This window comes from Vibrio sp. Vb2880 (assembly GCF_033337975.1).
Classification (GTDB): domain Bacteria; phylum Pseudomonadota; class Gammaproteobacteria; order Enterobacterales; family Vibrionaceae; genus Vibrio; species Vibrio alginolyticus.
Genome location: NZ_JAWORT010000004.1, coordinates 295323 through 321129, shown reverse-complemented (window position 1 = coordinate 321129; position 25807 = coordinate 295323). Strand labels below are relative to the sequence as shown.

General features: G+C 44.8%; 18 protein-coding genes. 9 read left to right on the top strand and 9 right to left on the bottom strand.

Annotated elements, in window-relative coordinates; translation table 11 throughout:
- Positions 1 to 86: 86 nt before the first annotated feature.
- The 3 genes from R7M92_RS07020 to R7M92_RS07010 all read right to left on the bottom strand — a co-directional run bounded on the left by R7M92_RS07020 (position 87) and on the right by R7M92_RS07010 (position 5109).
- A complete protein-coding gene (locus tag R7M92_RS07020; protein ID WP_318132989.1) occupies positions 87 to 1760 on the bottom strand; it encodes an alkaline phosphatase D family protein in 1674 nt (557 codons plus the stop codon).
- A gap of 328 nt (positions 1761 to 2088) precedes the next feature.
- Positions 2089 to 2466, bottom strand: coding sequence for a hypothetical protein (locus R7M92_RS07015; RefSeq protein ID WP_005377965.1), 378 nt, complete (start codon positions 2464 to 2466; stop codon positions 2089 to 2091).
- A gap of 288 nt (positions 2467 to 2754) precedes the next feature.
- Positions 2755 to 5109: a helicase-related protein gene (locus R7M92_RS07010; RefSeq protein WP_318132987.1), complete on the bottom strand. Its 2355-nt coding sequence runs from the start codon at positions 5107 to 5109 to the stop codon at positions 2755 to 2757.
- A 213-nt stretch (positions 5110 to 5322) separates the two neighbouring features.
- On the opposite strand from R7M92_RS07010, the gene R7M92_RS07005 reads away from it, so the two are divergent.
- From R7M92_RS07005 to R7M92_RS06995, 3 genes are all read left to right on the top strand, one after another.
- Positions 5323 to 7011 carry an NAD-dependent malic enzyme gene (locus R7M92_RS07005; protein ID WP_005377977.1) on the top strand — a complete coding sequence of 563 codons (1689 nt, stop codon included), beginning with the start codon at positions 5323 to 5325 and terminating at the stop codon, positions 7009 to 7011.
- A gap of 154 nt (positions 7012 to 7165) precedes the next feature.
- Positions 7166 to 7900, top strand: coding sequence for a vancomycin high temperature exclusion protein (locus tag R7M92_RS07000; protein ID WP_005388862.1), 735 nt, complete (start codon positions 7166 to 7168; stop codon positions 7898 to 7900).
- 229 nt (positions 7901 to 8129) lie between these two features.
- Entirely contained in the window at positions 8130 to 9500 is a 1371-nt protein-coding gene (locus R7M92_RS06995; protein WP_017634863.1) for an SLC13 family permease, read from the top strand.
- 142 nt (positions 9501 to 9642) lie between these two features.
- Here R7M92_RS06995 and R7M92_RS06990 read toward each other — a convergent pair whose 3' ends face one another.
- Complete coding sequence (locus R7M92_RS06990) at positions 9643 to 10980, bottom strand: GGDEF domain-containing protein (RefSeq protein WP_167415147.1); 1338 nt, start codon at positions 10978 to 10980, stop codon at positions 9643 to 9645.
- A 333-nt stretch (positions 10981 to 11313) separates the two neighbouring features.
- On the opposite strand from R7M92_RS06990, the gene R7M92_RS06985 reads away from it, so the two are divergent.
- Positions 11314 to 12138, top strand: coding sequence for a DUF2797 domain-containing protein (locus tag R7M92_RS06985; RefSeq protein WP_005377984.1), 825 nt, complete (start codon positions 11314 to 11316; stop codon positions 12136 to 12138).
- A 90-nt stretch (positions 12139 to 12228) separates the two neighbouring features.
- Here R7M92_RS06985 and R7M92_RS06980 read toward each other — a convergent pair whose 3' ends face one another.
- Together R7M92_RS06980 and R7M92_RS06975 are read right to left on the bottom strand one after the other, a co-directional pair.
- Entirely contained in the window at positions 12229 to 13464 is a 1236-nt protein-coding gene (locus R7M92_RS06980) for a cysteine desulfurase-like protein (protein WP_085569570.1), read from the bottom strand.
- Positions 13448 to 14104: a 2OG-Fe dioxygenase family protein gene (locus R7M92_RS06975; protein WP_005377989.1), complete on the bottom strand. Its 657-nt coding sequence runs from the start codon at positions 14102 to 14104 to the stop codon at positions 13448 to 13450. The genes R7M92_RS06980 and R7M92_RS06975 overlap by 17 nt, the downstream gene beginning before the upstream one ends.
- Positions 14105 to 14464: 360 nt before the next feature.
- Between R7M92_RS06975 and trxB the strand changes: the two genes are divergently transcribed.
- The 3 genes from trxB to cydC all read left to right on the top strand — a co-directional run bounded on the left by trxB (position 14465) and on the right by cydC (position 19029).
- A complete protein-coding gene (gene trxB / locus R7M92_RS06970; protein ID WP_005377991.1) occupies positions 14465 to 15424 on the top strand; it encodes a thioredoxin-disulfide reductase in 960 nt (319 codons plus the stop codon).
- 103 nt (positions 15425 to 15527) lie between these two features.
- Complete coding sequence (cydD, locus tag R7M92_RS06965; protein ID WP_154204673.1) at positions 15528 to 17315, top strand: heme ABC transporter permease/ATP-binding protein CydD; 1788 nt, start codon at positions 15528 to 15530, stop codon at positions 17313 to 17315.
- Positions 17308 to 19029: a heme ABC transporter ATP-binding protein/permease CydC gene (gene cydC / locus R7M92_RS06960; RefSeq protein ID WP_005388879.1), complete on the top strand. Its 1722-nt coding sequence runs from the start codon at positions 17308 to 17310 to the stop codon at positions 19027 to 19029. The genes cydD and cydC overlap by 8 nt, the downstream gene beginning before the upstream one ends.
- A gap of 97 nt (positions 19030 to 19126) precedes the next feature.
- Here the strand turns inward: cydC and R7M92_RS06955 are convergent, their stop codons facing one another.
- The 3 genes from R7M92_RS06955 to R7M92_RS06945 form a co-directional block, all read right to left on the bottom strand.
- Positions 19127 to 20458 carry a D-serine ammonia-lyase gene (locus R7M92_RS06955; RefSeq protein ID WP_064353825.1) on the bottom strand — a complete coding sequence of 444 codons (1332 nt, stop codon included), beginning with the start codon at positions 20456 to 20458 and terminating at the stop codon, positions 19127 to 19129.
- 83 nt (positions 20459 to 20541) lie between these two features.
- Positions 20542 to 21636: a 3-phosphoserine/phosphohydroxythreonine transaminase gene (gene serC / locus R7M92_RS06950; protein WP_017820836.1), complete on the bottom strand. Its 1095-nt coding sequence runs from the start codon at positions 21634 to 21636 to the stop codon at positions 20542 to 20544.
- Between the two features lie 137 nt (positions 21637 to 21773).
- Positions 21774 to 23042 (bottom strand): DUF945 family protein, encoded by a 1269-nt coding sequence (locus R7M92_RS06945; RefSeq protein WP_005389614.1) that lies wholly within the window; start codon positions 23040 to 23042, stop codon positions 21774 to 21776.
- 186 nt (positions 23043 to 23228) lie between these two features.
- Between R7M92_RS06945 and R7M92_RS06940 the strand changes: the two genes are divergently transcribed.
- Entirely contained in the window at positions 23229 to 25169 is a 1941-nt protein-coding gene (locus R7M92_RS06940) for an ATP-binding protein (protein ID WP_206957344.1), read from the top strand.
- Positions 25166 to 25663: a response regulator gene (locus tag R7M92_RS06935; protein WP_318132984.1), complete on the top strand. Its 498-nt coding sequence runs from the start codon at positions 25166 to 25168 to the stop codon at positions 25661 to 25663. Before R7M92_RS06940 ends, R7M92_RS06935 begins: the two co-directional genes overlap by 4 nt.
- Positions 25664 to 25807: the final 144 nt, after the last annotated feature.

Below are 25807 nucleotides of genomic sequence, written 5' to 3'. Positions count from 1 at the left end.
CTTTAAAATACAAAACGCCCGATGAAGTACATCGAGCGTTTTAGTTAAAAAGTGTCAACCCATATCAGGACGGGTCAAGGCTCAGTTTAGCCGATATTTAACGTAGTGCCATCTGTTGTAGAGGCTGACTTGGTCGTCACCTGATATGTTTTGTCTTTAATCGTTGATACGAAATACCAGGTCGACTCTGCCTTGTCGGGCGTAAAAGTAACGCGCATAAAGCCACGCTGTTTGATGTCTGCCCACTGTAATTCTGACACTAAGTGCGGCAGCGTGTATTCCATTTGAGCGATCGCAACAGGGTCTAACGCGAGGTAGGCCTCTAACCCAGGGGAACTCACAGAGCTAGTCGCAAACTCTACCCCGATAGGATGCTTAGATACGTCTTTAAGCTCACTTGCCCATGCGTTGTGCGTATCTCCTGCCAAACAGACAAAGTTACCACTGCTGGCTTTGGCCAGTTGATAAACGTTCTCTCGCTCAACGTAGTAACCATCCCATGCATCTAGGTTATATGGCAAAGCAATGGTATCTAAACTTGGGTCAGAGAGATAACCCGTAATCGCAGAGTTTACCGCTAATAACGCCTCTGTTTTTTGTTCTTCAGTGGCAGTAAACAATTGAAACATCGCGGTCATAACCGAACTTGGCAACTCCATACGAGACATTAACACTTGTTGCCCTAGCACATTCCAAGTTGCGTCGTGCGTACTGAACGCATCCATCAGCCAAGCGAGTTGGTCACCGCCTAAGAGCTCTCGGTCTTCACTGCGCGACTGAGCAACTAAACCGCCAATAGCTTCCATCGTTGGTGAGCTGAGCGAGAAATAATCCAACGGTTTATCACGCCCCACAAGTCGCGTGTCGAGCATCATCAAATTGACTAAACTTCCAAACGAAAACTGACGGTAAATCAGCATGTTTGAGAAAGTGTTTTCACGAACGGGCAACCATTCTGTCCACGCGGCAGCCGCAGCTGCACGACGATCATTAAAGCTGCCTTCCTCTTCTTGATGGTTTTCCGCACCATTTTTCCAACTATCATTTGCAAGCTCATGGTCATCCCAGACTGCAATCATTGGTAGGCTCGCATGTAACGCTTGCAGATCAGCATCTTGGCGATATTGCGCATACCGTTTTCGGTAATCATCTAAGGTAATGCATTCAGTGCCTTTGCTTGGTTCTCGCCCTAGTGCCTCAGCATCTTCACTAGCGTAGCCACCAGCACCATACTCATAAATGTAATCACCGAGATGAAGTACCACATCAAACGGTTCTTGCTCATGTTGATTTAAGATCTCTCGATACACATGGAAGTAACCAGCGGGATAGTTTGCGCAAGAAACAACCGCCATGGATGCCTTTTCTACACCATCCTCTGGTAATGTTTGAGTTTGCCCGACTTCGCTAGTGACATCTCCAACCATGAATCGATAGTAGTAACGAGAATTTGCGTTGAGATTTTGAACATCGACTTTTACCGTGAAATCTCGGCTCGTGTCTGTGGCAAAAGTGCCACTTTGCACGATATCAGTAAAATTTTCGTTAGATGAAACTTGCCAGCTTACATCTGCGTAGCTCGCTGAGGTTGTAACACGAGTCCAAATGATTACTTGTGTTTGAGTAGGATCTCCACTCGCCACTCCGTGCTCAAAGGTAACCGCAACAGATTCACTAGCATCGCTACCACAGCCCACCAGCCCGGTAACAATCGCCGTTGAAGAGGCAGCTTTCATAAAGTCTCGACGAGACAAAGACATATTGACTTCCTTTCTTATTGTGTTTGTTTTTATGCCCAAATGACGTGGTGACTCAATCATCCTTGTGTGCCAATAAGGGACGTTAATTCGAACTTACAGACCAACCACTTAGTCGGTAATTTGTCCTAAAAACACAAAGTTAGAAGCTAGTTATGACAATTGCATTTCCAAACGTTACATTTTTGTTAATTTAAGTGCAAATACTCTATATTCATCACACTTCCAAGACCTGTGACAAAAACCTCAAAATAAAAAAGCGACCTACTTTGAGGTCGCTTTTCATTGCACTATTGTTAAGTGGTACATCGATGAAGTGGAAATGCTCAGCCTAAAACTTGATGTTAAGGACATCTTGTTCTGACGTATCCACCTTCAACTGACTGCGAGATTCTATGTACTCGATTTGCTGAACATCGAGCGAATATGGCATAACGACTCGCAATTCATTGATCCCTTCATGTTTAGCTAGCTGAGTTAAGCGGACCAAATTGGATTCATCACTTTTACGAGAAGACATCGATTTTAATGCGGCATCCCACAACCGATCTTCAGGCTTGCTCAATTCCGCAATGTTCTGTTTCCACATCAAACCGAAAATAGGCGCTATGGTGGCAAATGCCTCTAAAAAGGTCCATTTTTTACTACCTGTCGCTCCTAAAAAGCTAGTGTAGTCGAATTCAATGCACGTCTTTCCTTGTTGATCCATTCTATGCCCCCGACACTCGAAAATGAGATATACCAAATATCGTTCAACTGTTTTGATATAGCAATGGGATATAAAACATTCGTCTTTTATGCCCTAATTTACATACAAAAGGAAATATTAAAACCAGCTTTGTAACAACTGATGTACAGCTTCGCCATATATAAGCATTCAATTGATTAATATTTCAATTAAGAAACTAAAAACAACACGCAAGTAACGCTATCAATATGAAATCATTATAGATTCACCAAGAAAATATCAATTCTTGTCACAACGTCATCCGCCGACCTACTTCACATCAATCACTCGACTGGCCTTTTTATACTGTATCTTCCAACCCGCCCAACGTGGCAGCTCCCAACGCTTCGGGTCTCCCTTTCGGTTTCCCTCTCGATAAACGACCTGTACCAGCTTGCGAGACGCGTAATACTCGACATCTAGTTGGAGTTCTGGCAGCGAAAGTTCTAAAGGGTACTGCTCCGTGAAATCGTCGTATTCCCATTCTGGAACACCATTAAATGTTAAGTCTTCTGGTTCAAACAACGCCATATCATCGATATTTTCAACGCCTAATGTTTCCAACTGATCCTTTAACCAGCTAGAAAATGTCAAGGAGGCCAAGTCGTTAACCTCTTCTCCTTCGACATTAAGGCCCAATGCGTTGTAGAGTTTCCAGTGTTGGATTTGCTGTTTTCTTTGAGAAGCAAAACCTGGTAACAGTGTCTCGTCTTCTATCATTTCGACAATAGACTGAACAGCAACATCACCTTTTAACGCTTGATGTTCAGTACAGATTATTCGCCCAGCGTAGACCAAGTACATCGTTGCTCTTGGGGTCTCCTCTTCATAATTCGTCTCACCTTGTTGCCATACCCCTAGCTCAAGTTCGCGTAATAACGTCAGCGGGATAGGCATCATAACCGATGCGAGGTTTAGTGTTTGCTTAACGCCTCGTCCTGGCACGCTATGGCTATCTAGCACGATGGCCGCTTCTTCTTTATCAGGAAAGCGGCTGTTACGCCCAACCAGCATCTCGACTACGCCATTTCCTAGAGCATCTCTTCGACGAGCTCGTCGGACAAACACAAGCTCAGGGTGCAATGAGGCGATGGAGAAAAAGAGCGCTTCACGTTTATATCGAGAGGCAACGTCAAGTTCCGGTAATTCAAATACTTCTCGCATTTGTTTCGCTAAACCTTGCGCCTCTTCGAGTGCGCTGGCATCAATGACAATGCCCGGAAGTCGCTCCCCCCGAACCAAACAGATAAGCAAAGAGGCATCACACCCGTATGGCTCCTCTTGAGATAGAAGCTCAGCAACTTCACCACTTTGTCGCTGATAGAGCTGCGCAGGCACAGATAAGGCGGCAGCCAAATCAATCATTGCTTCCTTCTCTGGCTTCGCTTGAATTCTGGTAACGAGATCGGCAAACAGTGCATCAATGGGTAGTGGATATACTTTTCTCCCATGCTGCGTGACATTGCCATCCTCATCAATCGCTTCCATAGATAACAACGTCGAATGAGATGCCTCTAGCGACTTTGGGGGAATTGAGTCGAGAAAATCGAGTGTTGAGAGACGGTACCCACAACAAGCCGCTGCCAGCATGGGCTCGACGAGCTCTTCTCTGTGTAATTCTGGAGGTGTCACCAACTCTAAAGGCGCGTGCTCACCATATAGACGAATACAAGCCCCTTCGGTAACGCGACCTGCTCGCCCCATTCGCTGCGCGGCACTGGCCTTAGAAATGTTGGTTAATGTCAGTGCTGTACGTCCATTTCGTTGTACAGTTCTGCGCTCTAAACCACTATCGATTACCACACGGATATTAGGAATGGTCAGAGAGGTTTCCGCGACGTTGGTTGCCAATACGACTTTCCGTTGCTTTTGTACCGTCAGCGCACGATGTCGTTCTTCATCACTGACCGAGGCATGAAGTTTAACCACCATGACATCACTGCTGCTTTGTAGCATCTGCGCGCATTGGGCGATCTCTTTACGTCCTGGGAGAAAAACAAGAATATCGCCATCTTCATCTTCCAGTGCTTCTTTTACCGCTCCGACAACTTCCTGTTCACATCCCTTTTTGTTCGGTAAATAGCGGCTGTCTGTGGAACGATGTGTCACCGTGACTGGAAAGCAACGTCCTTCCGAACGCAGACGCTTAGCATCCAGGTAACGCGCTAGCTTTTCGCCTTCTAAGGTAGCGGAAGTGACGATCAATCGATGTTGATTTTCTTGCTTCAAAATGGCGGTTAATAGATCAATATCCCAGCGTCGCTCGTGAAATTCGTCCACTATCACGACATCAAAGTCTGCTAGCTTGTTTTCCGAAAACCAACGCAGTGCAACCCCCGGAGTCACAAATACAACTTCGGTTTTTTCATCAAAGTAGGCATGAAGCTTGATCGCGTAACCGACTTTGCGACCTATTGGCTCTCCAGATTGATCAGCAAGAAATTCAGCCAGCGAGGTACAAGCAATTCGACGTGGTTCAATAACCAGAACGCGTCCGTGTTTTGCCGCCCACATGGGCAAGCGGGTAGATTTACCCGACCCGGTTTCGGCTTCCACCACAAGATGGTTAAGGCTTACATGATGGTCAAACTCAGCTTGCAGGCTGTCGATAGGTAGTTGAAACATAGAAATTGGATTTGATTTGATGATGCAAAACATTATACCCAAGTAAAAAAATCCTGCTTTAGGTATCTCTAAACAACCAATATTGCCGATATTTTCGTCGGTATCTGAATTTTTTTGCGACATTACATTGATGTGCATCAACGCATGTTTACAACTAAATAGTGAACCCGTTAAAATTTGGTGCGCATCCTTCAACCCTACATAAGGCACCCAATGAACAACGATAAACGCCCACTATATATTCCATATGCGGGTCCGGCTCTTTTAGCAACCCCTCTTTTGAACAAAGGCAGTGCATTCTCTGCTGAAGAACGTAGTTCATTCAACTTAGAAGGTCTGCTTCCAGAGTCGACCGAAACTATCCAAGAGCAGGTGGAACGTGCCTACCAGCAATACAAAAGTTTCGAAAGCGATATGGATAAACACATTTATCTGCGTAACATCCAAGACACCAACGAAACATTGTATTACCGCCTAGTGCAAAATCACATTTCTGAGATGATGCCTATCATCTACACGCCGACTGTTGGCGCAGCATGTGAAAACTTCTCTAACATTTACCGTCGTGGTCGCGGTCTGTTCATTTCATACCCGAACCGTGACCGTATTGACGACTTGCTGAACAACGCAGCAAACCACAACGTTAAAGTGATTGTTGTGACAGATGGCGAACGTATCCTTGGCTTGGGTGACCAAGGTATCGGCGGCATGGGTATTCCTATCGGTAAACTGTCACTATATACCGCGTGTGGTGGTATCAGCCCTGCTTACACGCTACCAATCGTGCTTGATGTGGGTACCAATAACCCGCAACGCTTAGCTGATCCGATGTACATGGGTTGGCGTCATCCTCGTATTACGGGTGCAGAATACGATGCATTTGTAGAAGAGTTTATCCAAGCGGTACAGCGCCGTTGGCCTGATGCTTTGATCCAGTTCGAAGACTTTGCTCAGAAAAATGCGATGCCTCTTCTTGAGCGTTACAAAGACCGCGTGTGTTGCTTCAATGATGATATTCAGGGTACTGCTGCTGTTACTGTTGGCTCTCTACTTGCAGCTTGTAAAGCAGCAGGAACTCAGCTTTCTAAACAACGTATTACCTTCCTAGGCGCAGGGTCTGCTGGTTGTGGTATCGCAGAAGCGATCATCGCACAAATGGTATCGGAAGGAATTTCTGACGAGCAAGCTCGCTCACAAGTTTACATGGTTGACCGTTGGGGTCTGTTACAAGAAGGCATGCCTAACCTTCTTGATTTCCAACAACGCTTGGTGCAAAAGCATACCAATACGAAAGAGTGGGAAAATGAAGGAAATGGCTTCTCACTACTCGATGTTATGCGTAACGCCAAGCCAACGGTACTAATTGGTGTTTCTGGTGCGCCTGGCCTATTTAGCCAAGAAGTCATCGAAGAAATGCATAAACACTGTAAGCGTCCGATTGTCTTCCCACTGTCGAACCCAACAAGCCGCGTGGAAGCGACACCGAACGACATCATTCGTTGGACAAATGGTGAAGCACTGGTTGCAACAGGTAGCCCATTTGAGCCAGTGGTTCATGAAGGTCGCACTTACCCTATTGCACAATGTAACAACAGCTACATCTTCCCAGGCATTGGCCTTGGTGTACTTGCTGTCAATGCAAAACGTGTCACTGACGAGATGCTAATGGAATCAAGTCGCGCGCTAGCAACATGTTCTCCTCTAGCAATCAATGGTCGTGGTGCACTACTTCCACCACTGGAAGAGATCCACTTGGTGTCGAAAAAAATCGCATTTGCCGTTGGTAAAAAGGCAATTGAACAAGGTGTCGCATTAGAAATTACTGATGAAGCATTGAACGTGGCGATTGAACAGTCGTTCTGGCAACCTGTTTACCGCCGCTACAAACGCACTGCGTTCTAAGCTTGAGACAATTCGTTTAATAATTAGCCCCTACCATGTAGGGGCTTTTATTTTTTTATCATCCTAACCAGATTTTGGCATAAATGGGCTTCTCTCTTTTTGTTTCTATCAGATATGATGAGAACTACATTTTTAGTTAAGGATATAAAACGTTTTGTTGTTTTCTCGCATAAGATCAAAGTGGAAGCTGAAATTTTCCTGGAAGCGATTTGCTTTGATTTTGTCGATCTCTGCACTTAGTCTGCTTGTTTCTGTTATTGCCATCGACCGGTGGGTGGTTTTACAAGCCAAAGAGAGCATTTTCACTGAATACGAGCAAATCCCTCAACATGAGGTTGCCGTAGTTCTTGGTACCAGTAAATACATCGGAAAGATCCTCAACACTTACTACACTCATCGCATTAATGCGGCGATTGAGCTTTACAACCAAGGCAAAGTAAAACAGTTTTTATTGAGTGGTGATAACGCCCACCGTTCATACAACGAACCGTGGACAATGAAACGCGACTTACTTAAAGCAGGCGTGCCTGAAGAAGTGATTCACCTTGATTATGCTGGCTTTCGTACCTTAGATTCGATTGTACGAGCAAAAAAAATTTTTGCTTCGGAGCGATTTCTGATTGTGACTCAACGCTTTCACTGCGAACGCGCACTGTTCATCGCTGATGCTTACAGCATTGATGCACAGTGTCTCGCGGTAGCAGGGCCGACGGCCAACAAGCAAAAAACATCGATGCGTGTTCGAGAACTGCTAGCCCGTGTGAAAGCGTTTTTAGACCTGTATATTATCAATACGCAGCCTAAGTTTCTTGGCCCTCAAGAACCTATCGTCGCAGTAAAAGAGCCAAATAAAGCAGCTAACGAGCCTCTTCAAGTCCCCGTCGAATAGAGGAATAACGTGGCTCATAAGCCTAGTAACAGCCTAGTAACATTTCTATAAAACAAATGGGTAGTTTTCTACCCATTTCCAATTCTCAACATCACACTTTCTAATTTGCTCTACGATTCAGGCAAAACTCTTTTTCGCATTCAAAGTAACATTTCATCAATAAATAACTACAAGTCAGTTACTTTGCCATAAAAAACCGACAAAAGGCAATGCAAAAGGAGCACTACCCATGACCGCACTCGCTGTGACATTGAAGAATTGGTTCTTCACTCGCAACAGCATGATTTTGAACGCGAATATCCTATTGTTCATTATCTTGTTTAATACCTTACCCTTTGAACCACAAGTAGTAACCGGCCTGAGCATCTTAGTTTTTGTTGCTATTCTGTGGCTAACCGAAGCGATTCACGTCAGCATTACTGCGCTGCTCATACCACTACTTGCGGTATTTTTGGGTGTGTTCAACACTCAAGCCGCACTGAATAACTTTTCCAACTCCATCATTTTTCTATTTTTGGGTGGTTTTGCACTAGCTGCGGCTCTACATAAACAAAAGTTAGATCAAGCGATTGCAGATAAAGTACTATTGCTGGCAAGAGGAAAAATGTCTGTCGCTGTATTCATGCTATTTGGTGTGAGTGCTGGCCTGTCAATGTGGATTTCAAACACCGCCACCGCCGCGATGATGTTACCGCTTGTGCTGGGTGTGATGACAAAGCTAGACGCCAAGAAAAACCACAACACCTTTTTGTTCGTTCTACTCGGTATCGCTTACAGTGCTTCAATTGGTGGTATTGCAACACTGGTTGGTAGCCCACCAAACGCAATTGCAGCAGCTGAAGTTGGCCTTAGCTTCACTGAATGGATGAAGTTTGGTGTACCTATTTCCCTAGTATTAATGCCAATCGCTATCCTCGTATTGTACACGATGACTAAGCCTGACCTTAGCCACAAGTTTGACCTTGACCATCAACCAGTCGAATGGACAAACGGCAAAATGATTACGTTGGCGATTTTCTTACTGACCGTGACGTTGTGGATATTCAGTAAGCCTATTAACGCTATGCTGGGTGGCTTCGCGAAGTTCGATACTCTTGTAGCTATTGGCGCCATCCTTCTACTTGGTGCTTCTCGCGCCGTCGAGTGGAAAGATATCGAGAAAACAACCGACTGGGGTGTGTTAATCCTATTTGGTGGTGGTATCTGTCTGAGTAACGTCCTAAAAGCAACCGGAACAAGCGTATTTTTGGCTCATAGCTTGTCAGGCTTCCTTGAGCAAGCCGGTATTCTCTTAACGATTCTTGCAGTGGTTGCTTTTGTTGTCTTCTTAACTGAGTTTGCGAGTAACACCGCCAGTGCTGCACTACTTGTCCCTGTATTTGCGACCATTGCAGAAGCCTTAGGCATGTCTCCGGTTATTCTTTCTGCACTGATTGCCGTCGCTGCATCTTGTGCATTTATGTTACCAGTTGCAACACCTCCAAACGCGATTGTGTTCGGTACGGGTCATATCAAGCAAAAAGAAATGATGCGAATTGGTTTCGTATTAAACATTGCGTGTATTGCTGCACTAACGCTCTTCGCTTGGTTGTTCTGGTAAAAATAGCAAGTTCGATTAGCACTACACTGCTGCTCACGGTAATCGTATCGATAACCCAAACTTCCCCCCTAAGTGGTGTTCAGCAGTTTCCCTCTTGGTGGCCAGTTGGCCACCTTTTTTCTTTCCTTTCAGTGAACGGCTATCAGGCTTGCTTCTTTTCGCAAGCAAGTAAACCATAATGAGCTTCCACTCGGTTGCGGCCATTGCGCTTCGCCTGATACAACACTTCGTCAGCTCTCGCCATGGTTTCTGAGACGCGTTCATTCTGCATTTGGGCAACGCCAATACTGCAAGTTAATGAATCACCGTGCACCCACAAATGATCCTCCACATTTTTGCGAATCATTTCTGCCTTCTCTAACGCTTGTTCAATATTGGTATCAGGGCAAAATACGACAAACTCTTCGCCGCCCCAACGAACGAGTCGATCGTCTGAGTAAATAGAAGTCGCTACCACCATGACAAATTCGCGCAATATGTCATCCCCCATTTGGTGCCCAAATTTGTCGTTCACCTTTTTAAACTTATCCAAGTCCAAATAGAGAATACTGAAGGTGTTATGCCCCCAGCGAACCTGACGAGATTGTTGTTCCAGCCAGTGTTGCACAGCATATCGGTTCATCGCGCCCGTCAAAGCATCTCGATGCGCTAACTCTGCAAACTCATAGTTTTGAGCTCGCAAAGTATCATTCACCTTTTCCAAATGACGGTGACGCTTTTGCGCTTTTTCATAAGCCACTCTATTTTTTCGTAACTCATGCAGTGAAAAAGCCAGTCCAAGCGCCATCCAAGAGAGTAATAATGCATACAACAATGTTTCTTGCGCAAGGTAAGCGCCTTCAAACTCAATTTTATCAATCACAATTCTATGTTTACCAAGTGCCGCACCAGACCCAGTTGCAATATCAATACGTGTGATGTTTGAAAATTCAGGTGCAGAGTGCTCAATCGCGACTCCGTTATCTGCTAACCACCAGGTCATCACCTGAAGATTTTTAATCGGAATTTCGACAATATCGCTCGAACCCGACGGAGAAAACTGCATGCCATTATATTTAATGGTGTACTCGTCGTCCGGCTTGGAATACTCAGAATTATAATTGCGAAGATACAAACGTAGGTCGTGGCTAGGGTTAGCCCCTATTCCTGCCTCTTCATATCGCACCTTCAATCGAATCGTATGGTAGTTGGAAAGGTCAATACCCTGTGTTGGCGTTGCTGAATCGGTATAAACCGAGATTCCGCAGTAAGGCCAAGCATACGAGCTCTGCTTTAGTTCACAGCTAAGGACTAGGCTTTGCCGATCGTATGTGATATCTGCCTCACTCACACCTCCTTCACTGGCATCTTTAGTTGCATAGATATTGAAATGCTCAGGTGTAATGGTCAGCTTTCGCGTATCGCCAAGCACACTATAAAGGGCAACCAAACTGATAGTGCAAATAGAAAGAGCAAAGATAAAGTTATGGATCCACTTCATGGGCAAGTGACCTGCTGAGATTATACAATACGTGGGGTTCAATAATTTCAAAAATGAAATCAAGGTGATTTATCAAGAAATAAAATCGCTTTTTCATTCAATTCTTAGTTTCGACACATGGTAACGGATTTTGAACCGTTATCACGTTTTAAAATTTCTAAAAAGTGCAGCCCAACTTCTATTTGCGAAGCATTTCACAGCCATAATTTTTAGAAAATAAAACACGATGCATAATAATTTAGTGCAAGACATTTACTTTAAAGCTCCTGTCAACCCTGCATCTCTTCTCCACTTCAGTATATACTGTGCAAAAACACAATAATGAGTAATGTCATGTCATTAATTGCAACTGGCACGCTAAACAAAATGCGTGCTTCTCTGGACGGTGCCGTCAACTACCGTCTTCCTGTCGGTGAGGAAGAAATCGACTTAACTCCTTTTCTGGGTAAAACGCTCACACTGACTCACACTGGCAATATTTTTTGTTGCTCATGTGGAAAGAAAACGAAAAAGAGTTATTCGCAAGGCCACTGTTTTGTATGCATGAAAAAGCTAGCAAGCTGCGACATGTGTATCATGAAGCCAGAGACCTGCCACTACGATCAAGGGACTTGTCGCGAACCACAATGGGGTGAAGAGAATTGCATGGTGGATCACTTTGTCTACCTGTCCAACACATCCAGCTTAAAAGTTGGTATTACTCGTCATACTCAAATCCCGACTCGTTGGATTGACCAAGGCGCGACTCAGGGCTTGCCAATTTTTAAAGTAAAAACTCGCCATATCTCCGGTTTAATTGAAGTTGAACTGGCGAAACATATCGCAGACAAGACCAATTGGCGCACACTGCTAAAAGGTGACGGTGAACCTATGGCATTGCAGGACCGTTTTGCTGAGCTATTGCCTTTAGTCGAAGAGAAAATTGCCGAGATAAAACAGCAATTCGGCGAAGATGCCATTGAAGTATTAAACGAAAGCATTACCGACCTTAGCTACCCGGTACAACAGCACCCAACGAAGATCACTTCGCATAACTTCGATAAAAACCCGGTTGTTACTGGCACTTTGCAAGGCATTAAAGGTCAATACCTCATCTTTGATACCGGCGTTATTAATGTAAGAAAATTCACTTCCTATGAAGTTGAAGTTAGTGAGTGATCGCTTGCAGAACGCGTTGATTCAAATAAAAATGAAAAAAGCTCGATTTTGACTCGAGCTTTTGTTTTTCTATTAGGAAGAAATCGTTAGTTATGCGTCAAGGATGCTTTCTAGCACATCGAATAACATATCGACTTCTTCTATTGTGTTGTAATGCATACAACCAATTCGCACTACACCACCCGATTCTTCTAAACCAAGTTGACGAACTAAGCCCAACGCATAAAAGTGACCATTCCATACACAAATGTTATGTTCACCCAGTGTTTTCGCGATGAACTCTGGAGAATATCGGTCAAACGTTAGCGCAAAAGTTGGCGTGCGGAGTTGGCTATCTTCCTTTGCGATACCGAATAGATTGACACCATCTAATGCATTCAAACGCTGCAAGAAACGCTCACTCAAGCGCTGCTCATGTTGTTCATACAGTTGGTAGCTTTGCTCCAATCGTTGGCGAAGAGGTAAACCGACTTCACCAAATTGAGCCAGATACTCAACCGCAGAAACGACACCAGCAAGACCTTCAAAACTTTGCGTTCCTGTTTCAAATCGACCAGGGCCTATATTAGTGGCAGGCTCGACTTTGTAAGGGCGAATACTGTGAAGCCACTGATCGGCTATGTAAGCAATACCAACGTGTGGTCCGAAAAACTTGTAAGCTGAGCAAGCTAAAAAGTCACAACCTAACGCTTGAACATCAACCAAATGATGAGGCGCATAATGGACGGCATCCACATAAACTTGTGCCCCAACATTGTGCGCCATGCTGACTACTTGCTGTACATCCACAATAGAGCCCGTCGTGTTCGATGCATAAGTCACAGCGACAAGGCGCGTTTTATCAGAAAGAAGGCGGCTTAAATGCTCCATATCAAGCGTACAATCTTCTTCGTTGATACGAACTTGATGAACCGTAACGCCTTTATCTTCTGCCGCTTGCTGCCAGCTGGATACATTTGAATAGTGATCCAAAGCGGAGACAATGATCTCATCTCCTGCTTGCCAATCTCGACTAATCGCGCGACTAAGCTGAAAGGTTAGTGAGGTCATATTGGCACCGAAGACAATATTGCCAGATGAAGGGGCATTAAGTAGAGCCTGAGCCGACTCACGCGCATTTTGCATTACGTCAACGGTCACTTGGCTAGAAAAATAATGCCCGCCTAAGTTAGCGTTGAAACGACCTAAATACCCTACCATGCTGTCTAGTACTGATTGAGGCACTTGTGAACCACCTGGACCATCAAAAAACGTCACGGGCTTGTCGTTGTGGTATTGAGCCAACGCCGGAAATTGCTCTCTGATCTGATTAAGATTGAAGTTCATTACGCTTATCCGTAGCAGTGAGTACAAATACATCCATATGGCCCGCTTCGTCATCAATAACAGAGCGGATTGGGCACGCGTTATGCCACAGCTTGCTATCAGCCAAGATTGCGACCTCTCCGGTTTCTAGCACTTTACGGAAAAATGGGGCTTGGTTATGGCTGCTGTACAGCATGATGTCGCCACCGATGATGTTATGGCGTCCCACACCAACCATTGCAATGTGATCAAAACCGTCTTGGTGCACACCTTCAGGTGCTACTTGGGTTTCTTCTTCCAGTGCCCTGATACGGATTTGGTGAATTTCTATTTCTTGACCGTTTGGCAGATGATTCGCATTGACAAACAATTCACACATTTCTCGAAAGCCATCGCTGGTAAGAATATCCTTCTCAATTGGCTCGAATTGTCTTACAACATCACCTTGAAATCGGTTGATATCAGAGGATTGAACAAAGCTATTTTTATTTAAGTCGATGACTTTGCCGTTATCAAAACCAACCACAGAATAACGTCGTAGTCGATACTGACCATCTGCATGTTCGGTACGAGGCAGTTCTTCAAACGATGGGGAAAGCTGCTCAATTGCTGCCATGCTGAGCTGTGTTAAATGTAGAGTATTCTCACGTGAATGTAACATCATTTGCTCCTTTAATGAGGCACATTAATTAACATTTAATTTACACACTAGGTTACGCAAATATTCTGCAATTACCAGTTTTTAACGTTGATAGCTTCAACAAAACGACGAAAACAACATAACAAACCAAACCAAGCCACAAAAACAGAGCCATGTTTCAGTTTTACGCTTTGACAATATTTGAAACTAGACTTCTCTACTACGAATAGAATTTTATGCTAGAAGTCAACGTTCTCAATCAATATTTAGTGGGTTCTAATCTATAACCAATTATTCGATCACAATCGTTGTTTATGCTTTTAAAGCACTAAGAATTTCCATACAATCGAGGGGAAATGTTACGCCCTTTTTGGAGCCATAATGAGCGACGTAAAACACTGTAAATTATTAATTCTTGGTTCTGGTCCTGCAGGATACACAGCTGCCGTCTACGCAGCGCGTGCAAACTTAAACCCTGTGCTTGTGACGGGAATGCAACAAGGTGGTCAGCTAACCACCACAACTGAAGTTGAAAACTGGCCAGGCGATGCTGAGGGACTGACAGGTCCAGCATTGATGGATCGCATGAAAGAACACGCCGAGCGTTTTGAAACTGAAATCGTATTTGATCACATCAATGAAGTAGAGCTATCACAACGCCCATTTCGTTTAAAAGGCGACTCAGGTGAGTACACTTGTGATGCCTTAATCATATCTACCGGCGCATCAGCAAAATACCTTGGCCTTGAGTCTGAAGAAGCATTTAAAGGTCGCGGCGTTTCTGCTTGTGCAACCTGTGACGGTTTCTTCTACCGTAATCAGAAAGTTGCAGTTGTGGGCGGTGGTAACACGGCTGTTGAAGAAGCGCTATACCTATCTAACATTGCGTCAGAAGTTCATCTGATCCACCGCCGCGATTCATTCCGCGCAGAGAAGATCCTTGTGAAACGTCTGATGGATAAAGTTGAAAGCGGTAATATCGTTCTTCATACCGATCGCACTCTCGATGAAGTACTGGGTGACGATATGGGCGTAACGGGCGTCCGCATTAAAGACGTGAACAGCGGTGCGACAGAAGATATCGATGTAATGGGTGCATTCATCGCAATTGGTCACCAGCCAAACACACAAATCTTTGAAGGCCAAGTAGACATGAAAGATGGCTACATCATCGTTCAATCAGGTCTTGAAGGCAACGCAACACAAACTAGTATCGAAGGTGTATTTGCAGCTGGCGACGTAATGGACCACAACTACCGTCAAGCGATCACCTCTGCAGGTACAGGTTGTATGGCTGCATTAGATGCTGAACGTTTCTTAGACTCACTTGGTGACAAATAACTTTTCACATTTGTGTCATATCCTTAAAGCCCAGCGGTATTCCCGCTGGGTTTTCTTTTGTATACTACCGCCTCATTAAAACAATTATCATTAAGCCTTCACGATGGATAAGAAAAAGCAAAGCAGCTTGAATAAGTGGCTGAAGCAACAAAGTAAGTTAGCCAAGCGCTGGCTTATGATTGCGATAGGCCTAGGCGTACTTTCAAGCGTGTTTTTATTGGCTCAAGCAGCCCTGCTCGCCTCCATTCTGCACCAGTTAATCATTGACCAAGTCGACAAAGCCGAGCTCATTTGGCATTTTGTTGGGCTCGGTGGCACGGTTATCGGTCGAGCTGCTTGTACCTGGGGTCGAGAGCTTGCCGGTTACCGTTGCGGGGAGCAAATTCGAGTTTATATTCGCCAACTCATTTTAGATAAAGTTCATAAACTTGGGCCAGCTTACATCAAAGGCAAACCTGCTGGCACTTGGGCAACGCTCATCTTAGAGCAGGTAGAAGATATGCAAGATTTCTTCTCACGCTACTTGCCTCAAATGTCATTATCGGTACTAGTGCCTTTCATCATTTTGGTTGTCGTATTCCCAGTAAACTGGGCAGCAGGCTTGATCTTCCTGGTCACTGCACCACTAGTGCCTATTTTCATGGCACTGGTTGGGATGAAAGCCGCAGAAGCAAACCGTAAAAACTTTAAAGCGATGCAGCGTTTGTCGGGTCACTTTTATGACCGCTTGCAAGCAATGACAACCATTCGCTTATTCGATAGAACAAAATCTGAAACTGAGACGCTAAAGGGTGCTTCAGAAGTCTTTCGTACTCGTACCATGGACGTTCTGAAAATCGCGTTTCTGTCTTCTGCGGTGTTAGAGTTTTTCACTTCTATTTCTATCGCAATTACCGCTGTCTACTTTGGCTTTAGTTATATCGGGGAGTTGGACTTCGGCTACTACGGCACAGGTGTTACGCTGTTTGCTGGTTTGTTCATTCTGATTCTTGCTCCAGAGTTTTATCAGCCATTACGTGATTTGGGCACGTTCTATCATGCGAAACAGCAAGCGGTTGGCGCAGCAGAAAGCATTGTCGAGTTTCTGGATTTAGAAGTCGATCAAATCAAAGATGGTACCCAAGCGTTAGATAAAAACAGCCCTATCCATATTGAAGCGGACCAGTTAACCATTTTTAGTCCGGAAGGTAAGCAGCTCGCAGGTCCCCTATCCTTCTCTCTTGAAGCCAACAAAAGTACGGCTTTAGTTGGACCAAGTGGCGCAGGTAAAACAAGCTTGGTAAACACCATCCTCGGTTTCATGCCTTATCAAGGTAGCTTGAAGATTAATGGTTGTGAATTGTCGCAACTGGATCTAGCCACATGGCGAGAGGCAGTAAGCTGGATTGGTCAAAACCCGATGCTATTACACGGTAGCATTCGAGATAACATCACACTAGGTAAGCACAATATTCAGGATGCAGACGTACATTCTGTGTTGAATGACTCTCACGCTGCTGAATTTGTTGAAATGCATGGGTTGGATTATCCGATATCTGATCGTTCTGGTGGTTTATCTGTCGGCCAAGCGCAGCGTTTAGCACTGGCTCGCGCCATGCTACAAAATGGTCGTTTTTGGTTATTAGATGAACCAACCGCAAGCTTAGATGCTCGCAGTGAAAAACTCGTGATGGAAGGCATTAACAAGTATGCGCATGCCACAACGAATTTGATGATTACTCACCAACTTGCGCCTTTACAAAACGTATCGCAAATTCTTGTTATGCAGGACGGCCAGATTGTTCAACGTGGTGATTACGCCACACTGTCGACAGAAGATGGCTTATTTAAAGACATGTTGGAAGCGAACCTCGCACAACGTGAAACAGACAAGGGGAACTTAGATGCGTGATTTACTCCCTTATCTAAAACTCTATAAAAAACACTGGTTTGGTCTTTCGCTAGGTATGCTACTGGCATTTCTGACCTTAGCGGCGTCTATTGGCTTATTAACGCTATCAGGTTGGTTTATTTCAGCCGCAGCGGTGGCAGGCTTGACGGTTGCTCGTGAGACCTTCAACTACATGTTACCAGGTGCCGGGGTACGCGGCGCTGCAATGGCTCGAACCGCAGGTCGATGGGGAGAACGTGTCGTTAGCCACAATGCAACGTTCAAGCTGCTTACCGATCTACGTATCTTCTTCTTTAAGAAACTTGCACCACTGATTCCGGGTCGTGTTTCTACGATGCGTGATGCCGATCTGCTCAACCGCCTAGTAGCGGACGTAGATGCGATGGATCACGTTTACCTTCGACTTATCAGCCCTGTCGTGATTGGTATTTTTGGCATATTGAGTTTAACGGCTGTCCTGGCGTTCTTTGATTGGCATCTCGCCTTACTGCTTGGTTCGATTCTTACCGTCATGTTGTTTGTATGGCCGGTGCTGTTCTATAAACTGGGTAAAAACAATGGCGAGAATCTCACTCATCATAAAGCGCAATTGCGAGTGGCGACACTGGACTGGCTTCAAGGCTACAGCGAACTGAGTATCTTTGGAGCAGAAGAACGTTATCGTAATCTCATTCTAGAGAAGCAGAAGCAGTTGCTGTCTAACCAGTTTGTGAACGCGAATTTAACGGGCATGGCTTCAGGCCTGCTTATGCTGGTGAACGGCATTACACTGGTTGTGATGCTTTGGTTTGCTGCAGACGGCGTAGGTGGTCGTGCTCCTGATCCTTGGATTGCGCTGTTTGCGTTTGCAACCATGGCGAGCTTTGAGATTCTGATGCCTATCGCGGGCGCATTCCAGTATCTCGGTCAAACGTTGACTTCTGCTCGTCGTTTAAATGAAGTAATTTTGGCTGAACCTGACGTTGTCTTCCCTGAGCAGTCGAAACATAAAGACACAACGTTAGACATTGAATTCGACAGCATTGATTTCACTTACCCTGACGGTCAGCAAAAGGTGCTGAAAGACTTGTCACTCTCACTACCGTTGGGCACTAAAACTGCAATTGTAGGTCAAACAGGTTCAGGTAAATCAACACTGATTCAGCTTCTTTGCCGCTACTGGGATGTTAACCAAGGTGAAGTTCGAATCGGTGGTACAAAACTGCAAGATTGGAGCGAGTCGGACCTGCGAGCAGCAATGACTGTGGTCAGTCAACGCGTAGATGTACTAAACGGGACACTACGTGACAACTTACTCATGGCCGCTCCGGATGCAAGTGATGAGCAACTGTCTACTATTTTACAAAAAGTCGAGCTTGGCGGACTTCTTGAAGAGCCGGGGTTAGACGCTTGGTTAGGCGACGGCGGCCGTCAGTTATCTGGTGGTGAGAAACGTCGAATCGGTATTGCTCGAGCATTGCTACGTGATGCCCCAATCCTACTCTTAGATGAACCGACTGAAGGCCTCGATAAGCGTACGGAACAAAAAGTGATGGCGCTTTTCAATGAACACTTTGCTAATAAGACAGTAGTATTCATTACACACCGACTGATAGAGCTAGAAAGTATGGATAGCATCTGTTTGATGGAACAAGGTGAGATCATCGAACAAGGCGACCATCCAACGCTACTCGCTCAAAAAGGTCGTTACTACCAGCTATTACAATCTCTATAATTCGATTTTCAGTGACGAGAAGGGCTCATCAAACGATGAGCCCTTTTGTTATTCCTGTATTATTAGTTACCTAATTAAGCACGTATACAGTGCTGATTTACCGACCAGATTTTTTGAGATAAGCCGCCATTTCATCTTCCGGAACCATGCCCCCACCAGTTGCCCAAACAAGATGTGTTGCGTTTTTGAGTTTTTCTTCGTCAAATTTCATTTGAGACTGATAAGCATGGTTATTCGAGACGTGCACTGCCCCAATCATACCGGCTAATGCAGAAGGCTCTAGATTAATACCTTCCAGTTCACTTAACTCACCCAAGTGGTGATACATACGAGCGTCATCAATGGTGTAAAAACCATCAAGTAGCCTTTCCATCGCTCTTCCGACAAATCCCGAAGCACGCCCGACTGCCAAGCCATCAGCGGCGGTGATGTTATCGATACCCAAATCTTGTACCGAAATATCGTCATGCAAGCCTGTATGTACGCCCAACAGCATGCACGGGGAGTGCGTTGGCTCCGCGAAAATACAATGGACATGCTCGCCAAACGCTACCTTCAAGCCAAATGCCACGCCACCAGGCCCGCCGCCAACACCACAAGGAAGATAAACAAACAATGGATGATGCTCATCAACCACGATTCCCAAGTCATCAAACTGCTGCTTAAGACGCTCACCCGCAACAGAGTAACCTAGAAACAGCGTCCGTGAGTTTTCATCATCGATAAAGAAACAGTTGGGATCTTTTTCTGCCTCTTTACGACCTTGCGCGACAGCAATACCATAATCTTCTTGGTGCTCTACGACATTAACACCATGTGACCGGAGCTTATTTTTCTTCCATTCCCGCGCATCCGCAGACATGTGGACTGAAACTGAAAAACCCAGCTTCGCACTCATGATACCGATGGACATACCAAGATTGCCGGTTGAGCCAACTGCAATACTGTACTGCTTAAAAAACTGCCGAAACTCATTGCTGAACAATTTGCTGTAATCATCGCTTTCACAGAGCAAGCCGGCTTCAAACGCCAACTTTTCTGCATGAGTGAGCACTTCATAAATACCACCTCTCGCTTTGATCGAACCAGAAATTGGCAAATGACTGTCTTTTTTGAGCATTAAATGGCCCAATATTGGTGTGTCGTATTGCTGCTCCAAACGCACTTTCATATTGGGAATATCCACCACTGCGGACTCAATAACGCCACGCGACGTTTCCGTTTCGGGAAACGCTTTCATCAAATAAGGCGCAAATCGTGCTAGCCGTTCACTCGCCGCTTGAATATCTTTTTCATCTAACCCGACATGAGGTAAGCCTTCCTCCAAGGAAGTGATATGGGGGTTAAACCAACAAACCTCTTCAAGATCAATAAGTGCTGCCAAGAGTGGGAACTGCTTAGTCAGCGCTTCAATATTTGCCTTGGTCATTTTACCTTCCTGGAATGATGTGAGTTGAGATAAACAAAAGCGCCGCAATAGCGACGCTTTGGAGAACAACTATCAGTTTGAGCTTACGCGTAGTTTTTCTCAAACTCTTGCATGAAGTCTACTAACGCTTGAACACCTTCTAGCGGCATTGCGTTATAAATGGATGCTCGCATACCACCAACTGCTCGGTGACCTTTTAGCGCTTTCAGCCCTTTAGAGTCTGCTAGCTCAAGGAAGGTTGCATCCAGTTCAGGCTTAGCAAGTTGAAATGGCACGTTCATCAAAGAACGGTTTGCTGAGTGCACGCCATTACGGTAGAAATCAGACTGATCGATGTAATCATACAGTAGCGCGGCTTTAGCGCGGTTCACTTGCTCAATCGATTTTACTCCACCCTGTGCCTTCAGCCATTTGAAAACAAGACCAGACAGGTACCATGCAAAGGTTGGTGGCGTGTTGAACATTGATTCTTTTTCTGCCAAAACAGTGTAATCCAAGATACTTGGTAGTACCTGCTTCGCCATACCTAATAAATCATCGCGCACGATAGCAATAGCAATGCCGGAAGGACCAATATTTTTCTGAGCGCCCGCGTAAATTACACCGTATTTAGACACATCGATTTCACGAGAAAGAATTGTCGAAGACATGTCAGCAACAATCGGTTTATCGGTGATAGGAAGATCGTTAATCTCAATACCATCAATGGTCTCATTTGGACAGAAGTGAACGTAAGCCGCTTCTGGAGCAATTTTCCATTCACTTGCAGGTAGAACCGCGACTTTCCCGTTGATTTCTGTTTTTGCATCAAACACGTCTGGTTCGCAGTATTTTTTCGCTTCAGCTACCGCGCTTTCAGCCCAATAACCACCATCGATGTAAGTTGCCGTATCGGCATCACCAAGTAAGTTTAGAGGAACAGCAGCAAACTGAGCACGAGCACCACCTTGGCAGAACAGTACTTTATAGTTGTCCGGAATATTCAGAAGATCACGTAAATCCTGCTCGGCTTCTTCTGCAACTTTGATGAACTCTTTGCTTCGGTGGCTGATTTCCATGACCGAAGTACCAAGGCCTTGCCAATCGATTAGTTCCTGTTGTGCTTGCTGCATAACTGCTTTAGGCAGACCTGCTGGCCCTGCACTGAAGTTAAATACGTTGTCCGTATTTTGTTCCATGATGCTCATTGCTCCTGCTATGTAAATATTAAGAAATTAATATCACGTTTTCGCAGTGATAAAAACAAGAAAAGAGGTCTTACGACCTCTTTTTAAAGACTAAGCGTTGAATTGGAACAAATTCGCAACAACACGAATTACTGTTGTTGCATCAAAGCAGGCATAAGTAGAGCCACCAATGGGAACTCATGCCCATTTTCGAACTTCAATTTGCCTTCACCAATTTCTGCTTTTAATTGATAACCGCCCTCTACTTTTTCGATCAACTCCATAATAAGGAGCTCATCAATCCCTTCTTGAATAAATGGGTAATGCGTTACTAATTCATCAGAGAAGTAAGTGCTAAGTTCACCAGTAGTGGCCGTCACCAACTTCATTGGATCTTGAGTAATATGCTCAGTACCTTCAGGGATGGATAGTTGCCACTCGTTGTGGAACTTGCCGTCACCGAACGCGAGTGAAAGCTCGTTCACGGATAAATCAAAACCTTTGCTAAACAGCGTATCGACATGCGGCAATAAATTCGCAATTTCCTGCTCATCTAGCATAGGAGAGCTTTGATAGATAGACATAATTTGATCAAAAGACTGGCTATCCACATCTGCAATTGAGAAATCCAACTTAAAGTTATCGACATCCGTCCCATCAGTTAAACGTAGTTTCTTAGCATCTAGGTTTAATTGACTGTTCAGCTTATCACCAGACTCACTCATCGTAGTGTTACCACGGTAGCTCGCATTTTCAATCAAAAAGACAGGCGTTAAGTTCGCATCAACCACATCTAGCTTCTCTAGAGAGAAAGATTGCTCGCCTAACCAGTAGCCTTTTGCTTGCTTTCCTTTACCTTGCCCTGTCAATGCATTCAGATGAAGCTCTTCACCGTTTTCAAAATCCACTTGAACAGAAGGAACGGAAACTTGGTAATTGAGATCACCCAATACCGTCACATCACCTGTTACTTTTGCAGGGCTTGTAGAAACAGAAACACCTTGCGCTTCGTTACGATAATGCCAACTGTCTAGGTCGAGGATAAATGCTGTATTGCCATTTAGTTGAGTCTGGCTATGCATCGTGAGAGGCAAAAAGTCATTGTCCACCAATTTTGAATCTGCTGTTAGGCTTGTTAGACCGTGGCTAACATCACTGGTTACGTCAAACGTCGTTGGCATACCATCACGCTCTAACTGCGTTTTAAGCTCAGGATCAACAACTGAATAACGAGTCAGCACGACTGAAGACAAATAGCCACGCTGATACTCGACCACTTCGCCTTTAATCATTTCATCATTCATATTGGTAATACCATCTTCAATGATGGACTGACCAATTTGTCCGACAGCCAATGGCCAACACAGTGCTAATGAGATAGCACCACCAATGGCGCCGATTTTTTTAAGATTTTGCATAACGTCACTTATTAGATATTTTCGGTCAGTCTACCCCAAACCACCTGCGGAGAAAACATTGAGACAAATCAGACTATTGATGCTTATTCTAGTCCATTAATCAGGAATCATACTTGGCTCCCACTCATCATGTCCTTTTATTGTTAAAGTTTGCGTGGCGAAGTTTTAACCGGAGCTAAAACATCTGTGAATCGTTATGCTGTGTTGTGTCTCGACAACAACCCAATCAGTGCTGAACAGTTTCGATTGGAGCTGTCTGCCTTCTCAAGTAAGTTTGATATTTTTTCTGTCGAATCGATAGAAGAGGCTCAAAGCGCTTTAGAGTATCTAGAAGAAAGAGAACAGACTGTTGCTTTAGTTATAGCAAGCCATCACGCTCATTTTAACGGCGTGGATTTTCTTATTGGTTTAGACCGGATGCCACATACCGAGCAAGCAAGAAAAATTCTTATTAGCTGCTCGTCTGATATAGAGGCAATTCTCACTGCCGTTAATGAGGGCAGGCTCGACCACTGCCTCACTAAACCTTTGCCAGATCACGTCTTATTTAACACAGTGCAAAAAGAGCTGACCCAATTTATCTTGCGAAATGGCAAAGAAGACCTGCTAAGTTACAGTCAGATATTGGATCATCACAGCTTGTTGCGAGCGCACATCAATAACCAGATGAGCCATTATCAAGCCGGATTCTTACACGACTACCACTCGATGTCTGATGCCGAGTTAGCCGAGCAAGTGATCTCCGCTCTCCAGCAATTTTTCAAAGATAATGACGAAACAAGAGCGTGCCGTACATACTCACCTGAACACTTATTAACCGTGGAAGGCGAGCCAAATTGCTTTTTGTGGTTTATCACCGAAGGTGAAGTGGCTCTGTACAAGCGCGATGAGCAAGGCATGCAGCGAGAGGTTGTACGCCATAACAAAGGGAATATTGTCGGAGGCATGTCGTTTGTTACTGGGGAATGTTCTTTCTCGACAGCTCTAACACTAACCAAAACAGAAGTTATCAAACTCGATCGCAACGTATTCAATAAAGTGATGCAAAGCGACTCAAACTTACTGCCTCTTTTTACAAACTTGCTTTTACGCCACTTCAACCGCCGATTGCAAAGAAGCATCAACACCAAACTGCAACTTCAAAAAACGCTCGAATCTTTAGAATCAGCCCACCAGCAGCTCATTGAAAGAGAAAAAATGGCGATGCTTGGTCAATTGGTTGCGGGAGTGGCCCACGAACTAAACAATCCAGTAGCCGCGATATTAAGGGGCGTAGAGAATTTAACGCATACGCTAGAACGATTACTTAACGATGCGCCCAGTTCCGATATACAAAGCAAAGGCATTGAATTACTGAACAAAGCGCAAACCTCAAAACCCGCTTCAACCGCCGAGCTCAGATCACGCGTAAAAGCGCTTAGCCATACACTTCCAGACCGAGCATTAGCAAAGAAAGTGGTGAGCCTTGGTTTAGAATCCGATCAAGAGCTACTTACCCAACTAACGAGAAAGCAGCAAGCGTCTTATCATGCTCTCAATACACTAGAGCAATACCACAAAGCAGGTTCTACACTTCGCTCAATTAATGTCTGTGCAGCACGAATTGCTGATATGGTAAAAAGCCTGAAAGGATATGCTCGGTCAGATGATGAGACCCTGCACTATGCCGATATTCATGAGGGTATTGAAGACACCTTGGTGATTTTCGAGAACAAATTAAAAATGCACCAAGTTTCAACCGACTATGCAAACTTGCCTTCCATCCTTTGTCAACCGATCGCACTCCAACAGGTGTGGACGAATTTGGTCTCTAACGCCATTGACGCATTTCCAGAAAAAGGGGTGTTAAACATACAAACACGCCTTGTAGAAAAAGAGCACACAAATTATGCCGTTATCTCATTTGAAGATAATGGATGTGGCATTCCTGAGTCGCAAAGAGACGCCATTTTCGAGCTAAACTTCACCACAAAAAAAGAAGGTAACTTTGGCTTAGGCATCGGGCTGTCCATCTGCCAGCAAATCGTAACAGCACACAGAGGGTGGATTGACGTCGAATCAGAGATCGGCCAGTTCACACGAATGACCGTCTGGTTACCAGTCATCGAAGAAGGAGATGAAACATGACCAAGTATCTAATTTTATGTGTCGATGACGAACGAGAAGTCTTGGATAGCGTGCTCCAAGATCTTGCTCCCTTCGAGGAGAACTTTGTTATCGAAGGAGCGGAATCAGTGACTGAAGCTCGGCAAGTGATTGAGGAGATGGCGGAAGAAGAAGTTCAGCTTGCTCTCATTTTATGTGACCACATTATGCCGGAACAAACTGGGATCAGCTTCTTAATCGAACTCAGTCAAAATGGTGACACAAAAGCAGCGCGCAAAGTTTTACTCACAGGACAAGCCGGTTTGGAAGACACCGTAGAAGCCGTAAATAACGCGAGTCTCGATTATTACATTGCCAAACCTTGGAAAGGCGAAGCATTGAGAAAGGCAATCGTGTCTCAGCTTACCGCGTTTGTGATTGAGAATGATGATAACCTGCTATCCTGGACTCAAATCCTTGATTCTGAGGCAATCCTCAACGCCATGGCAAAAAGAAGAGCAAGCTTTGGCGAGTAATAAAGTGTTTAATTCTAACTTGAACTCAACGATGGTCATTGAACCACCTTACCTCGCATAGTAGAACGAGGTTAGAAAAACATCGTTACTTGTCCGAGTGAAATTCTCGGACACTACGTATATGGCGTAGTTTTTGCTTAAACC